Genomic DNA, 14,902 nt, shown 5'->3' on the forward strand with positions numbered 1-14,902 from the left:
AAAAGTTGAGTAACCAGAGATGGAGCGCCGCTTGGGTTACCGATCAGACAACCGTTAGTGTCCAGAACACCAACGGTCTCACAGGGGGATGGTGGATCATGGCGGGTGCATACAAGGCAACAATCGAGGAACTCGACGCGCTGGCCAAGCGCATCGACGCGGACCAGGCCGAGATCAACGGCCTGATCCTGGGATTCAACGCCGTCGTCGACGGCGTCGCGACCGCCTGGCAGGGCGAGGCCGCCATGGCCTACAAGCGCCTGCAGGAGAAGGTCAACGAGCTGATGAAGAACCTCAACGTCCAGCTGGACGGGATCGGCCAGATGATGGGCGCGGGCGCGAAGAACTACCGCGAGGTCGAAGAGGCCAACAAGCAGCAGATGGCCTCCATCACCGCCGCGCTCGGCTAGTCGAAGCGCCGTAGTCCTCGGCCGGGGGTCTGGTCCCCGGCCCGTTCCGAACCAAAGACGGGGAGTCATTATGGGTTCGCCCATTGTCGTAACGTTCGCCGCGATCGAAGGCGCGGCGGCCGAGATCGCGCGGATCGACGGTCAGATCCAGCAGAAGCTGGGCGACCTCAAGCGCGAGGTCCAGCGCGTGTCGGGCACCTGGGAAGGCCAGGCGCAGGCCGAGTACCAGCAGAAGCAGCAGGCCTGGGACCGCGACCAGGAGGGCATGCACGAGCTCATCCTGCAGATCTCCAAGGCGCTGACCGAGGGTGCGCGCGTGTACCAGGAGACGGAGAGCGCGAACGCGAAGATGTGGGGCTGACCTACCCGGTCCGCACCACCGCGACGTGACGCGCCCGGCCGGCGGCCGATCCATTCGGCCGCTCGGCCGGGCGCGACCCGTCTCCGCGGTCCCGCGTCGTGCGCCTCACGGGCGCGCGAACTTCCGTTCCACCGCCGCCCGTTCCTCGCACGGCTGTCCCCGCGACGGCTGTCCTCGATCCGGAGGGTCCTCCCACCGTGCATCCCGTCCGGCGGACCAGGCCCGGAGCGACGCTGCTCGCCCTCAGCCTGCTGTGCAGCGTCACGGCGCCCGCGGCGGCGTCCGTGCCCGCTCCCGATCTGCGCCTCGCGGCCGAGACCGACTGCCGGTTCCCCGCGAAACCCCTTGAAGGCAAGCCCTGGTCGCTGCAGCGCGTCGTGCTCGACCAGATGTGGCAGGTCTCGACCGGGAAGGGCGTCGTCGTCGCGGTCATAGACTCCGGCGTCGACGCGAACAACCCGCAGCTGACCCAGGCCCTGTCGGCCGACGGCAAGGACTTCGTTCCGCCCGCCGCCGGCGCCCCCGCGGGTCCCGCCAACGGCACCACCGACGAGAACGGCCACGGCACCATGGTGGCCGGGATCATCGCCGCGCGGCCCGACCCGAGCACCGGGTTCGTCGGGCTCGCCAAGGACGCCACGATCCTGCCGATCAAGCAGAACGGCGGCACCGATCAACAGCAGGGCACCAGCGACACGCTCGCGCAGGCCATCGACTACGCGGTGTCCAAGGGCGCCAAGGTCATCAACATCTCGCAGGAGACGGGCAAGGACCCGACCGGCAAGCTGCTCGCCTCGGTCACCGCCGCCACGAACAAGGACGTCGTCATCGTCGCCGCCGCCGGCAACTCCGGCGACAAGGACAACCTCGACACCCTCCCGGCGGGCATGGCGGCGAACAACGGGGCCGTGCTCGCCGTCGGGGCGTCCGACCGCAACAACGACCGCGCGCCGTTCTCGCAGAACAAGAACTACGTCAGCGTGCTCGCGCCCGGCGTCGACATGTGGTCCACCGTTCCCAAGGGCGGCCACTGCAAGGGTGACGGCACCTCCTTCTCGGCGCCCTACGTCGCCGGCGTCGTCGCGCTCCTGCGTGCCGCACACCCGTACTGGAAGGCCCAGCAGGTCGTCTCGCTCATCGAACAGACCGCGCAGCGCGGCTGGGTCGAGCCGCTGACCGGCGTCGGATGGGGCGTCGTCGACCCGCTGAGGGCGGTCGGCTACCGGGGTGAGGCGGGCTTCGTACCGGAGGGCGGCCGCTCCGACGTCGTCGACTCGGCACCCGTCAACATCGAGCCGCTGCACCTCGGGCCCACCCGCAACGACCAGGACCGCGAGGACGCGACCGCCGTCCTGATGACCGGACTCGGCTGCGCCGTCCTGATCGCGAGCGCCGCGGTCGTCCTGCGCGACTTCCGGCACCGGCGGCTGCACGGGCCGCGCACCGTGGCCGTCTCGACCGGTCCCGGCATCGACGGGTTCCAGGTCACGGGCGGTCTCACCGGTCCGATCGGCGACGACAGGTACGACCCGTCCGACCCGACCGGGCAGCGAATCGTGCAGGCGTCTACCGATCAGTAGCCTGGCGTGCGAGGGTGATCGGTGACCGCCGATCACCCTCGCTCGTGCGTCTGCGCGGCATGCCCGCGCGTGCTGTCGGGAGGTGATCCCTGAGCCGACGCCGTGGAGGATCTGATGGAGCCGTTGCCGAGCTTCCCCGAGGATTTCCTGTGGGGAACGGCGACCGCCGCCTACCAGATCGAGGGCGCGGTACGCGAGGACGGCCGCGGCGTCTCCACCTGGGACACCTTCTGCGCCCAGCCCGGCCGGGTGCGCGACGGCCACACCGGCGAGACGGCTTGCGACCACTACCACCGGTACCGCGAGGACGTCGCCCTCATGGCCGAACTCGGCCTGAACGCCTACCGGTTCTCCGTCGCCTGGACCCGAATCCAGGCCGACGGCCGCGGACCAGCCAACGCCAAGGGCCTCGACTTCTACGACCGGCTCGTCGACGAACTCGCCGCACACGGCATCACGCCGTTCCTCACCCTCTACCACTGGGACCTCCCCCAGGCGCTGGAGGACGAAGGCGGCTGGCTGAACCGCGACACCGCATACCGCTTCGCCGAATACGCCGGCCACGTCCACGCCCGCCTGGGCGACCGGGTGGCCCACTGGACCACGCTGAACGAGCCGTTCGTGCAGATGGCCTACGGCTATGCGATGGGAGTCCACGCCCCTGGCCAGGCCTTGCTGATGGAGGCCCTGCCCGCTGCACACCACTTGCTGCTGGCCCACGGCCTCGGCGTCCAGACCCTGCGCGAGGCGGGTGCGAGCCATGTCGCCCTGACCAACAACCTGACGCCGGTGCGGGCCGAGTCCGACTCCGACGGCGATCGCGCGGCGGCCGCGGCGTACGACGCCCTGCACAACCGGCTGTTCCTCGACCCGGTCTTCCGCGGCCGGTACCCGGACATGAGCGCGTACGGCGTCGCCGAGATGCCGGGAGTGCGCGACGGCGACCTCGAACTGATCGCCGCGCCGCTGGACTCGCTCGGCGTCAACTACTACAACCCGACCCGCATCGCGGCACCGGAAGAAGGCCCCGACGCGCTCCTGCCGTTCGTGGACGTGGGTATTACCGGAGTGCCGCGTACCGCTTTCGACTGGCCGGTCGTGCCGTCCGGACTGACCGAACTGCTCGTCGGACTGCGGGACTCCTACTCGGACGCGCTGCCGCCTATCCACATCACGGAGAACGGCTGCTCGTACGACGACGAGGTGGGCCCGGACGGAACGGTGAACGACCCCGACCGGATCGCCTACCTCGACGGCCACATCCGAGCGATCGCGGCCGCACGCGATGCGGGAGTCGACGTGCGCGGGTACCTGGTGTGGTCGCTGCTCGACAACTTCGAGTGGGCGGAGGGGTACCATCAGCGTTTTGGGATCGTGCACGTCGACTTCGCGACGCAGAGGCGGACGCCCAAGCGCTCCGCGGAGTGGTATCGCGACGCGATCACGGAGATGCGAGGGAAATCCCTCAAGCGCCGCTGACCGGGCGTCAATGCACGTTATGTGAACAGGAATTGACGTGCGTGAGTGGCTACAATGCACAGTAGTCGCGCCACGTGAACGACGAGCTTCCAACGGGGGAGGCGAAAGCACACATGCTGCCACCTGAAGATCAAGCGGCGATGCGCGCCGAGCGCATGCGGGTCCAGCTCGAGGGACTAGAGACCTTCGCGAAGACCATCAACGGCATCCTGGACGATCTGACCAAGGATTCGCACGCGCCGGTCGACAAGTCGGCCGTGCAGGACGTGCACGCCGAGGCGTACGGCCGCAACTTCCTTGAGGCACAGATCGTCCAAGGCGCGACGGACCGTGTGTCGGAACGCGTCAAAGAGCTGGCGACCAAGCTTCAGCTGCAGATCGAGGCCATGCACCTGACGATCAAGATGTCGGTGAACAAGGCCGCCGAAGCGGACCAGGACAACCGCGACGCGCTCGGGAAGATCCTCGGCCAGTACCAGGCGCAGTTCCCCTCCGCGCCAGGGACTCCGACCGCGGGTCAGCCGACGACGACCGCGCCGCCGCCCACCTCTCCGCGCGTGAAGATGGACTGACGGCAATGGTGAAGACTACGCAGCGCAGGGGGCGGTGGCGGCAATGATTCCTAGTGACGGCGGCGGCTGGTCTGGCACCGACTTCAGCCAGTACACGCATGAGCAACTGCTGGAGATGTTCAGCAGCAACAGCGCGTCGGCGGTCACCGACGCCGCGACGAAGCTGGCGAGCATCAGCCGGCGTATGACGCAGGCCGCGGAAGAGCTGAGCAAGCACGCCGCGAACCTGGACTGGGAAGGCGCCTCCGCCGATCAGTTCCAGCAGTGGACGACCGGGCTGGTCAACAACACGCACACCGTCGCCTCCGGTGTCATGACGGTGAGCACGGCCGTCAACGACATCGGCACGCAGATCGCGCAGACCAAGCTGCCGCCGCTCGACCATGCGGACCAGTCGTACGTCAAGGACATGACCAGCCCCACCATGCTGAAGGCGCGGTCGATGGACAGGGCGACCGACCCGGTCGCCTCCGCACAGCTCGACCAGGACGTCAACGCGGCGAAGACCCGGCTCGAGGCGGCGCACAACGAAGCCGTGAACGCGATGCAGAAGCTGGGGTCGACGTACCAGGCGCAGACGTCGACCATCGACGGCGTTCGGCTGCCGGACTACGGGCCGCCGCCGAATCCTTACGGGGTGCGTCTCGAAGATCAGTCCCAGTTCGTTGCCTCTGACGGGGGTAACGGAACTGGTGGCTCGGTCCGCAAGAGCACCGGTGGCACCGGCGGCTCGGTCAAGGGCGGCAGCCAGGGAAGTGTCGTCGGCAGCGCGCCGCCGAGCAGGACTGATGTGACACCCGGCGGCCCTGGAGGGCACGGTGGGACGGTCAACCGCGGCGCCCCTGTCACGGGTGGCCCCGTCACGCCGTATCAGCCTGCGCCGCCGTCCGACACGAGCCTGGCCGGCAGCGGTCAGTTGAGCGGCGGCGGAACGGTCACCGACCCCCGCCCCGGTTGGCAGAACCCGGGCACGAATCCGCCGGGCGGCGGCACTGTGGGTCCCGGCAACAACTACGGGCCCGGCGGTGGACTGCTCACGCCCGGCGGCGGATACCAGCCCGGCGGCGGAGTGGTCGGCGGTTCGTCCGGCGGCGGCTCCGTGCGGGGCGGCGGTTCGACCGGCGGTTTCGGCGGCGGGCGGGTCGGCGGCGGCGGTTCAGTGGCCGGCAGCGAACTCGGCGCGCGTCCCGGCACGGGCGGCAACCGCTTCACGACGGGCACCGGGCAGGGCGGCGGCGTGGTCGGCGGGACGCCGACCGAACGCGGCGGCAGCACCGGTGGCACCTCAGGCGGCCGCGGTGGCATGCACGGCGGCGGCGGTGGCGGCGGAGTCGGCGGGGGAGGTGGCGGTGGCGGCCGTGTCGGCGGCAACCGCCTCGCGACCGGCAGCTCCGGCGGCATGGTCGGCGGCTCGGGCGGTGTCGGGGGCTCCGGACGGTCGTTCTCGTCCGGCGGCTCAGGCCTACGTTCGGGCCTCGGCGGGTCCAGCGCTCCGCGTACCGGACCCGGCGGCGCGCCCGAAGGCGGCGGTCGTTCCGGCAGTTCGATGCGTGGTGGCATGGGCGGTGGATCCGGCAGCTCCGAGGCGCAGCGCCGTCGTCGCCAGCGGGCCGACTACCTCGAGGAAGACGAAGAGACGTGGGAAGGTCATGGCCGCGACATCGTGCCTCCGGTGATCGGCTGACGACCTAGGCAAGAATCGACTTCTCTGCGTTCAATGAAGGGGCGGCACTACGTGGTCAGCAAGTTCGGGCGCGTAGGCCGCCCTTTGAATGCGGCGGCGGCGGTGGCAACAACGGTCGCAGTAGTGCTTGGGCCGGTTTCTGTGGCCCAAGCCGACACACCCCGTCAAGAGCAGTGGTACCTCGATACGTGGAACATCGCCGACGCATGGAAGATCTCGCAGGGCGACGGCGTCAGCGTGGCTGTGGTCGACTCCGGCGTCGACGCGAACACGGAGGACCTGCAAGGCCAGGTTCTGCCTGGCCCGTTGGGCAGTGGTGACGACGCACAGGACCAACACGGCACGCACATGGCAAGCCACATCGCGGGCACCGGCAAGAGCCAAAGTGGTCAGGGACCGGTGGGCGTCGCTCCGAAGACGAAGATCATCCCGGTCAAGGTGGCCGGCAGCGCGAGCAAACTGGCACTGACTGCCGACATCGCCGCCGCCATCAAGGCAGCGGCTGACACCGATGCGAAGATCATCAACGTGTCGATGGGCAGCCAGGGCGCGCCGGACAAGACGGAAGCTGACGCGGTGAAGTACGCGCAGTCGAAAGGCAAACTGGTCGTCGCGAGCGCGGGCAACCGCGCCGAGTCCCTCGGCCCAGGCGCCACGTACCCGGCGGCGTTCCCCGGCGTGTTGGGTGTTGGTGGGTACGACCACACTGGCGCGGTTTGGTCAGGATCGGTGACCGGCAACTGGGTGGCGTTGGCCGCTCCCGGTGTCGACCAGATTTCCGCGTGCACAGGGCCGGGTGGACAGGTCGGATACTGCAAAACGACCGGCACGTCGGCAGCTTCGGCCCTCGTCTCCGGCATCGCCGCCCTCGTCTGGTCCGCCCACCCCGACTGGACGGCGAACCAGGTCATCAAGCGGCTGATCGACACCGCCAACAAGCCGCCGGGCCAGGTCCCCAATGACCAGCAGGGCTACGGGAACGTCAGTCCGCGCAAGGCACTTCAGTCGACCGACCCGCCGGGGCCCGCTGATGTGAATCCGCTCGTCGGTGTGCGCGGTGACAAGCCGGCAGCGGCGCCGTCGTCGGCGCCGTCCGCTGCGGCCAGTGGCGCGGCTCCGCCGCCGGGCAGTGCCGTGCCGAGTGCGCCGCATGCGACGAGCCCGTCGAACGGCGTCAAGGAGGACTCGTCCGACGGCGGCGGTTCGAACGTCGGCTTGATCGCCGGCATCGCCGGTGGCGCCGTTGTGGTTGTTGCTCTCGTCATCTGGCTGGTCGTCCGCCGTCGCAACAACGGCAACCAGCCGCCCCCGCCGCCCGGTTCGGGGCCGCCGCCGGCGTACCAGCAACAGCAGCCGACGACTCCGTTCCCGCAGTCGGCCTACCCGCAGCAGCCGCCGTGGCCGGGGGCTCAGCCGCCGCAGCCGCCTCCCGGGCCGCCGTACCAAGGTGGCGGCCAAGGTCCGTACGCCCGTTAAGCGACGATTTCCGCGAGACCCGCATCCGGTTGGGTGCGGGTCTCGTGCTTGTTGGAGGGGGCCAACGGGCTTACGTGGAGCGGCAATTCGATAGCATGCGCGAATTCCCGCCGCCGGGCGGGGAACCGGCGCCCCGGGTCCCGGGGCGGATCAGCCGGTGCGCCGCTCCGTGGGGAGTGGCGCCTAACCACGGGGGTGGTTGGCACATGGGTTCCATGTACCAGGTCGACATCGACCAGATGCGCGCGATGATCACGAAGCTGAACACCGCTGAGCAGTCGATGCGCGATGCGATGGCCGCGATGCACTCGACGGGCGGCGCCGACAACGTCGGGACCAAGAAGCTCGACGACGCGTGCAACGACTTCCAGAAGCACTGGAAGTACGGACTCGACCAGATCCACAAGGACATCGAGTCGACGCTCAAGGGCCTGGACGACGCGATGAAGAACTACGAGGAGATAGAGAAGGCGCTGGCCGACCTGTTCACGCAGACCGGCGGCGACAAGAAGTAAGCGGCCTGCGGCGAAGCGGCGGCGGGCAGCGGACTCGTCGCGCCGGCGCCGAGATCGGGGGATTTTCGTGGCACCACCCAATCCGTACGTGAACCTCGGCTTCAACCCGGCGCTGGGTTCGGTCGAGACCGTCAGTCACATGGTCGACATGCTCACCAAGGCCAAGACCGCGCTCGAGGACGCCAAGGGCGGCATCGACGTGGTCAAGCGCAGCGACAGCACGGTCTGGAAGGGCGACGCGGCCGAGAAGTTCCGCAAGGAGATGTCGGACAAGCTGCCCAAGCGGCTCGACACGGCGGTCGAGTCCATAGGCAAGGCCATCGCGGCCCTGTCGGGATGGCAGGGCGACCTCGGCGGTTTCCAGAGCGACGCCAAGCGTCTCGACGGTGACGCCAAGGCGGCCAAGGAGAAGCTCGACGGGGCGCAGCAGGCGTACGGCACCGCGCAGCAGAACCCGGACCTCCAGCTCGCCGGTCAGAAGGCGGACACGGACGCCCAGCTGGCCAACATGCAGACGCGCTACAACACCGCACAGGGCGCGCTCGTCGAGGCCGACAAGGCGGTCAAGGCGGCCGGTGACGCGTACGACGCCGTGATCCGCCAGGCCCACGAGCTCGAGCAGCGGCACGACGACGACGCGAAGAAGGTCGCCGGCCAGCTCGACTCGGCCGATGACATCGCGCCCCACAAACCCGGCTTGTTCAGCAGGGCGCTCGGGTGGGTCAAGGACCACTTGGGCGACATCGGCAACGCGCTGGCGCTCGCGGCGGCCGTGCTCGGCACCATCGCGCTGATCATCGGTACGGGCGGCGCGGCGTTCGTCCCGCTGATGCTCGCGTCGACCGCGCTCAGCGCCGGTGCGCTCGGTTTCCACGCGGCCGATCCGGAGACGTGGCAGGGCCTCAAGAAGGGCCCGATGTCCGGGGACTTCTGGAGTGCGGCCATGACGCTCGGCGGCGACGCGCTGGGTGCGATCCCCGGCGTGGGGATCGCGGCCCGCGGCGTCAACGGTGCGGTCCGCATGGCGGCCCACGCGCCCGGTGCCGTCGGTCCGCTGCGGACGGCCATCGAGGCCGGTCGTAACCTGCCTGGTGTGATGCGTACGGTGGCGCCGCGCATCCTGACCGCGGACGCGAGCACCCTCGCGACGAAGGCGGGCGAGTACACGGTCGACGCCGTCAACAGCTATCGCACGGCGCGCGGCGCGCTGCCGTTCATCGGTTCCGACGCCGCGAACATGATCACCAACGTGGCCCGGTTCACCGACGTCTCCGCCTCCGGGCTCGGCGCCTACCAAGCCGCGCTCGACATGATGGGCGACACCGGCATCTACGGCAGCAAGAACGACAAGACCGCGGTCGACGGTGGTCTGAACGGCTTCAACTCGCCCGGCGCGGTGAACACGATCCGCGACACGCTCTCGATCATCCGGAGGTGAACGGGTGACCCTCGACCCGTCCCCGGACGCCGGGGCCCACGCGCCCCCCGAGACGACCGACATGCAACTGCGTTTCCGGGTGCCGACGGGGTTCATCCCCATCGACCTCGATCCGGACGTCGAGGGCATGAAGGCCGTGTTCGACGACGGCAAGGAGTACCTGACGCCGGAGCAGGCCGACGACTGGGCCACGGGCGTACAGGCGATGCTGTTCTCGATCGAGCGCATGCGCATGAACAACACGGTGTTCTACGCCATCGGCGCGCACCTCGACGACCAGGGCGGCGTGGCCACCGCGGCGTTGTCGGTGACCGTCGAGCAGTCGCCGGCGCCGGGTCTTCCGCCCGAGGACGTCGCGGCGCTCGTTCTGCGCCTGATGGAAGGGACGTTCGGGCCCGAGTCGGGCGGCTTGGTGGCGCTCGGCGCGGGACCCGCGGCGGCCGCCACCAGCGTGCTCACCTATCCCGGGATCGAAGGCGGCATGGCGCCGATCGACGAGGACGGCAACAGCTCGGTGGCCCAGGCCCGGATCGTCATCCCGTTCCCCGACGGGAACTTCATCGCGACGCTCGACATGGCCACCGCGCACGTCGAGCACGCGGAGAGCTACGGTGACGTCCTGTACCACTTCGCGAACGAACTGGCCTTCGTCCTCCCGGACGAGGCGCCGGTCCCGGAGCCGGAGCCGGGCGGAGTCGTCGCCGCGATCAAGAACGTGCTGGGCTGACGAACCATCACCCGGTGCCCCGGCGGTTGCGCCGGGGCACCAGGAACTACGCGACCGCAGGAGGAACCTGTCGTGCCCGCTGACGGAGCCGCGCTTCCCTCGTCGGCCCAGGAAACCCCGGCCACCGCACAGGCGTTGTCGGCGGCACGCGCCACCGCCCGCCGTCGGCGCGGCTTCGCGACCGCGATCGCCGTGCTGTGGGCTGTCTTCGCGATCGTCCTGGTGGTGCGCCTGATCACCTCCGGCGGCGCCGCATTGGTCGCGGGCGGCGGCACGGTCCTGGCCCTCGGCACGCTCACCGCGGTCACGTCGGCCGGCCAGGTACGGCGGTCGTGGCGCAAGGCCGAGGTCATGGCCGGGGTCGCCGCCGCCTATCCGTGGCAGGAGTTCGCGGCGACGGGCGGGACCGTCCAGGACGCGGCGGCCGTCCCGCAGCCGGCCCTGGTCCTCACCGCTGACGACGGCTCCACCGTCGCCGAACTAGCCCGCCCCGCACGGCGGACGGCTGTACGCGCCGCCGTCGACGGCACCGCCGCGTCCGGCGGAACGGTCCGCCTGTGGTTCGCCGGAGACCCGCGGTTCGGCGGCCTCGTCGCGCTTCCCGGCGGCGGCGACCCGGAGTTGGTCGAGCCCGTCAACCCGCAGCCGGTGGGTGCGGACTTCGCCGCCGACAGCCGCGCGCGCGACGCGGGCCTGGTCGGCCCGGCGCTCGCCGCGGCGTTCACCGCCCCCGAACCCGGTGCGGCGCAGGACACCAACGGCCCCGGCGACCAAGGCGGCCGCGTCGTCGAACGGCCGCTGCCGTCCCGCGGCGAACAACTCCGGGCGGCGCGCGGCCGTGCCCTCGCCGTCGGTGTGGGCGCGGGCCTGACCACGCTCGTGGGCCTGCTGATCGTGCTCCTCGGCGTGGCCGCGCTCGCCGACGGCTCGTGGGCGGCCATCGCGCTGGTGCTGCTCGGCCTCATCGTGACACTGTTCGCCGGCCTGTGGCTGTACGGCGTCGTCGACGGCTACCGCGGCGTCGTGCGCGTGCTGGACGTCTATCCCTGGCGCGAATGGGACTGCAAGGTCCAGCGCCTGGCCCAACTCGACCGGCTGGTACTGCTCGGCGCCGCGGGCAACGCGGTCTGCGGCGTCCTGCCGAGCGGCGGCAGCGGGGCCGCCCTGCGCGACGCCCGACTGCGCGACCTCGACACCGTCCTCTTCGCGGGCGACGTCCGCCACGGCGGCGTCGTCGCCCTGGCCGACGGCACCCGCGTCACCCCGGTGCGCTGCCAACCGCTCGGCAGCGGCAGGTCCCGGCGCACCGGCGACGACGCCGCAGCGCGCCGGGCCGGCCTGCTCTGAGCTCCCGCACCTCGACGGATTACCGTGCGGACGGCCGCACTTCCTGGGCCGCCCGCGCCAGAGGCTCGGGAGGTTCACGGGGCGTAGTTGAGCCGCCCTTCAGTGCACCCGCCCTTGTCCAACGCCGCGTTCGCGAGGAGGACGAGGGCCGGTCGAAGCTTGGCGGACAGGTCCACTGTGCGCTTGTCGTCGACGCGCAACTCTGCGAGGTGCGATGCATCGCCTGGTCGACACGGGGGAACTTCGACCCAGGCCTCACGGAGACTCACCGCACCGTTCAGGCCGCCTCCGAAGGGCGTGTACACGTGGCCGTCGTTGGAGGACGTCTCGCCAACCCGGGCGGTCCCCTGCAGGTATACCAACCGAGCGCCGATATCAAAGGTCAGGAGTGTGTTTCCACTGGTGAGCTGACAGTCGCTCTGCCCGGAGGGGAACTGGAACTTCACCTTCCCACCGGTCTCCCAATAGTGTCCGGGTCGGAGCAGCGGTTGTAGTTGTTCGAAGGTGACCATCCCCCAGCACGGGACATCCTCCGTTGTCCAGTCTTCGCTCGTGTGCGCGTCACCGTTGGACCGTGACGCGAGGATCCACGTGGCGCCGCCGGCCAGCCCGAGGACGAGCAGCGCCACGACGGCCCAGACGTGTGCGCGGCGATTCATCACTTTCCCTTGACATAGGACTCGTAGTGGTCGTGCCCGTCGTTCAGCCCGTTGGCGACGCTGGCGTCGAAACTCGGCATGCTCGGCTGGCGGCTGTTACGCCATTCGTCGGCCAGCGCCAGGACACTTTCGCGGGTGGTGTCATAGGTCCCGGAAATCTGGAGGGTGGTCGCGTCCGTGGTGTCGACCTGCGCCCTGGAGAACAGCTCGTCCAGCACCGGAGCGACCACGTACTCCGACGCGGCCGGCCCCACCCAGGGAATGCCTTCGACGAGTTTCGACCCCAGCGACTCCCCCCAGGATTTGGCGGTGTCGACGGTGCTGTTGATCGTCTCGTCGTGCTCCTGCTGCGCGCTGCGCATCGCGTCCGTGGTCGATTTGTCGAGCACGCCGAAGACCTGGGATGCCGACGATACGAAGTCCGGCTGAGTCTGCGGCATGCCGCCGTGGGCGGTGATCGCGTCGAGTCCCGATACCATGAACGCCGATTCGGCTTTGTACAGGTTGCCCATGTGCTCCGGGCTGTCGCCGAGTGTGGAGATCACCCGGGTGAGCTCGCCCGTGTGGAACCCGGCGATCGGCTCGTTGTTCGAATACAGCGGGTTCTCGGGAAGTCCTGGACGGCTGATCCCGTAGTGCACGGATGCGATGTTCTTCGCCAGCATCTCCGACACGCTGTCCTTCATCACATCAGGCACGTACGGAGGCACGGTTCCCCCCATCGCTCCGACGGCGTTGGACAGCACGTCCATCATCTCGCGTGTACGGGGGCGCCCCTCCCCGGTCGTGGCGGCGACCAACGCTTCCCCCAAAGCGTCGAGGTGCGGCCGCATCTCGTCGGCTCCGTACGCGGGGTTTCCCGGTCCCACGATGTTGCGTGCCTTCAAGAGGTAGTCGAGGCGCGCCTGGGCATCGGCCTTGGTCTCGGGTTTGGCCAGCGGGTCGCCGTAGAGATCCTGTGTGCGCGGGCTGAAGAACGCCGTTGCGGCCTCCGGACTCTTGGACAGCCCGACGAGGAGGTTGTTCATCGGATCGGTCTGCCCGTTCACCGAGTTCCAGAGCTGGCCTCCGCCGTTGGCTTTCTCCATGTCCATGATGTCGTCGCCGACGACGGACAGGAACTTCGGGTCGTAGCCACCGTTCCTGAACAGCAGGCTCAGTGGCTGGTATCCGTACTCGTAGCCAGCGCCGGCCTTGTGCATTTCACGCCCCGCGTCCTCCAAGCGCAGCATCCATGCCGGGTCCTGAGCCAATCGAGGGCTCGCCGAGGAGAGCAGCGTGCCAAGCGTGTTTTCGGCGCTGTAATCGTTCGCGTACTCCTGGGACAACGCGATGACCTTCTCGGGCCCGACGCGGAGCATGACCTCTTCGGCGAAGAGGTCGTTCTTCTCGTTGCGCCGCAGCAGGTCGAACAGTTCCTTGCGTTCGGCGTCGCTGAGGTTCGACTGCTTGTTGAGGAGAGCCATGGCGCGGTCGACGTCGCTGTACGGATCGGCCTGCGGGTTCGCGTTGAACCGTTCGTCGACACCACCGATCGCGCGCCGGAGCGCGTCCGACAGGGCGGTGTCCGCTTCCCGCGCCGTGTTGAGGGCGGCGCTGATGTCGTCGGCGAGCCGCTTCGCCGTGCTTTCGCGGTCTCTTTGGAACTCGCTGAAGGCCGCGTCGTTCATCTGTGCGGACGACGACAGTGCGGGCCAGGTGACCTGGACGCCGCCAGGGATGTCCGCGAAATGCCCACCCACGGAGTCCTGCTGCCATGTCATTCCGGCAGCGGCGACGGCATCGATTGCGGCGCGCAGCCGCTGCTGCGCCGTAACCAAGTCGACGGCCGCCGTGTCGAGGTACGTGGCGACTGCGTCGGCCTCCACCACAGCGGCCGCGAAGTCCTCGTGGGTGAGCCGAAGTTCGGTCTGAACCTGCTCGTTGGCGACCTGACCGCCCCACGAGTTGCCGAGTTCCATGGATACGTCGCCGTCGAACTGCGTGGTGATCTCACGGAGACCCGAGGCGAACTTTCGCCAGCTCTCCGCTGCGGTGGCCAGCTTTCCCAGGTCCGCGTGGAGTACGTCGTTGACGCCCAGCATCACTGCGCCTTCGGGATGCTCGATGCGGCTGCCTGGTCGGCCTTCTCATAGGCGGTGGCCGTGGCGTTGAGCTTGGCTTCGAGCTCGAACAGGATCTCCCGGAATCCGTCGACTTGGTGCCCCCAGGTTTCCGACGCGTACTGCAAGGCGGCCTCGCTGTCCCAACCGTGCAGGCCCTTCGCGCAGTCGAGCAGAAGCTGCACCGGGTCCACACCCGCGCTGCGGACCCGCTCACCCAGGTCGCCAACCATCTTTCCCGCGGCCCGAAGCCCGTTCGGCGTGACCTTGAATCCGCCGTCGGTGGGCCCGGGCACGGACAACAAGTGTGTTGCCGGTGGTGGTGCGGCGCCCTTCTCGTAGGCCCGTGCGTTCAGAACCCGATCGATGTCGTTGCCGTGGTTCATCGACGTCCCCCCGTCTCGAACAACTGTGGCCAAGACTAGCCAACTATCCTGATCTATAAGCAGTGTTGCTGTTTGGGCCGCTGGTGCGACACCGGTCATGGGTGCATGTACGCGTTCCCCCGTCGCGCAAATGGAAAGGCCCCCGGCGCCGTAGTGGCGCCGGGGG

At 69.3% G+C, this 14,902-nt stretch carries 14 protein-coding genes; 11 read left to right on the forward strand and 3 right to left on the reverse strand.

Annotated elements, in window-relative coordinates; all coding sequences use genetic code 11:
* The first annotated feature begins 98 nt into the window (after positions 1 to 98).
* The 11 genes from QI554_RS40690 (at position 99) to QI554_RS40740 (ending at position 11,589) form a co-directional block, all read left to right on the forward strand.
* Positions 99 to 410, forward strand: coding sequence for a WXG100 family type VII secretion target (locus QI554_RS40690; RefSeq protein ID WP_281477886.1), 312 nt, complete (start codon positions 99 to 101; stop codon positions 408 to 410).
* Between the two features lie 70 nt (positions 411 to 480).
* A complete protein-coding gene (locus QI554_RS40695) occupies positions 481 to 771 on the forward strand; it encodes a WXG100 family type VII secretion target (protein ID WP_281477888.1) in 291 nt (96 codons plus the stop codon).
* A gap of 197 nt (positions 772 to 968) precedes the next feature.
* Positions 969 to 2,351, forward strand: a complete 1,383-nt coding sequence (gene mycP, locus QI554_RS40700; RefSeq protein ID WP_281477891.1) for a type VII secretion-associated serine protease mycosin — start codon at positions 969 to 971, stop codon at positions 2,349 to 2,351.
* Positions 2,352 to 2,465: 114 nt separating this feature from the next.
* Entirely contained in the window at positions 2,466 to 3,830 is a 1,365-nt protein-coding gene (locus QI554_RS40705) for a GH1 family beta-glucosidase (RefSeq protein ID WP_281477893.1), read from the forward strand.
* Positions 3,831 to 3,904: 74 nt separating this feature from the next.
* Positions 3,905 to 4,402 (forward strand): hypothetical protein, encoded by a 498-nt coding sequence (locus QI554_RS40710; RefSeq protein WP_281477895.1) that lies wholly within the window; start codon positions 3,905 to 3,907, stop codon positions 4,400 to 4,402.
* Between the two features lie 43 nt (positions 4,403 to 4,445).
* The gene (locus QI554_RS40715; RefSeq protein WP_281477896.1) at positions 4,446 to 6,086 is read left to right on the forward strand and encodes a WXG100 family type VII secretion target; all 1,641 of its coding nucleotides are present in this window, start codon (positions 4,446 to 4,448) and stop codon (positions 6,084 to 6,086) included.
* 51 nt (positions 6,087 to 6,137) lie between these two features.
* Entirely contained in the window at positions 6,138 to 7,562 is a 1,425-nt protein-coding gene (locus tag QI554_RS40720; protein ID WP_281477898.1) for a S8 family serine peptidase, read from the forward strand.
* A gap of 206 nt (positions 7,563 to 7,768) precedes the next feature.
* Entirely contained in the window at positions 7,769 to 8,077 is a 309-nt protein-coding gene (locus tag QI554_RS40725) for a hypothetical protein (protein ID WP_281477899.1), read from the forward strand.
* Between the two features lie 67 nt (positions 8,078 to 8,144).
* Complete coding sequence (locus QI554_RS40730) at positions 8,145 to 9,515, forward strand: hypothetical protein (RefSeq protein ID WP_281477901.1); 1,371 nt, start codon at positions 8,145 to 8,147, stop codon at positions 9,513 to 9,515.
* A 4-nt stretch (positions 9,516 to 9,519) separates the two neighbouring features.
* Positions 9,520 to 10,242, forward strand: coding sequence for a hypothetical protein (locus QI554_RS40735; protein WP_281477903.1), 723 nt, complete (start codon positions 9,520 to 9,522; stop codon positions 10,240 to 10,242).
* Between the two features lie 72 nt (positions 10,243 to 10,314).
* The gene (locus tag QI554_RS40740) at positions 10,315 to 11,589 is read left to right on the forward strand and encodes a hypothetical protein (protein WP_281477905.1); all 1,275 of its coding nucleotides are present in this window, start codon (positions 10,315 to 10,317) and stop codon (positions 11,587 to 11,589) included.
* 74 nt (positions 11,590 to 11,663) lie between these two features.
* Here the strand turns inward: QI554_RS40740 and QI554_RS40745 are convergent, their stop codons facing one another.
* From QI554_RS40745 to QI554_RS40755, 3 genes are read right to left on the reverse strand one after another with little or no spacing between them, the layout of a single operon-like run.
* Positions 11,664 to 12,248, reverse strand: a complete 585-nt coding sequence (locus QI554_RS40745) for a hypothetical protein (protein ID WP_281477907.1) — start codon at positions 12,246 to 12,248, stop codon at positions 11,664 to 11,666.
* Positions 12,248 to 14,332: a hypothetical protein gene (locus tag QI554_RS40750; protein ID WP_281477909.1), complete on the reverse strand. Its 2,085-nt coding sequence runs from the start codon at positions 14,330 to 14,332 to the stop codon at positions 12,248 to 12,250. The genes QI554_RS40745 and QI554_RS40750 overlap by 1 nt, the downstream gene beginning before the upstream one ends.
* Positions 14,332 to 14,736 (reverse strand): WXG100 family type VII secretion target, encoded by a 405-nt coding sequence (locus tag QI554_RS40755; RefSeq protein WP_281477910.1) that lies wholly within the window; start codon positions 14,734 to 14,736, stop codon positions 14,332 to 14,334. The genes QI554_RS40750 and QI554_RS40755 overlap by 1 nt, the downstream gene beginning before the upstream one ends.
* Between the last annotated feature and the right edge of the window lie 166 nt (positions 14,737 to 14,902).

It is taken from the genome of Yinghuangia seranimata (assembly GCF_029953285.1).
Taxonomy (GTDB): domain Bacteria; phylum Actinomycetota; class Actinomycetes; order Streptomycetales; family Streptomycetaceae; genus Yinghuangia; species Yinghuangia seranimata.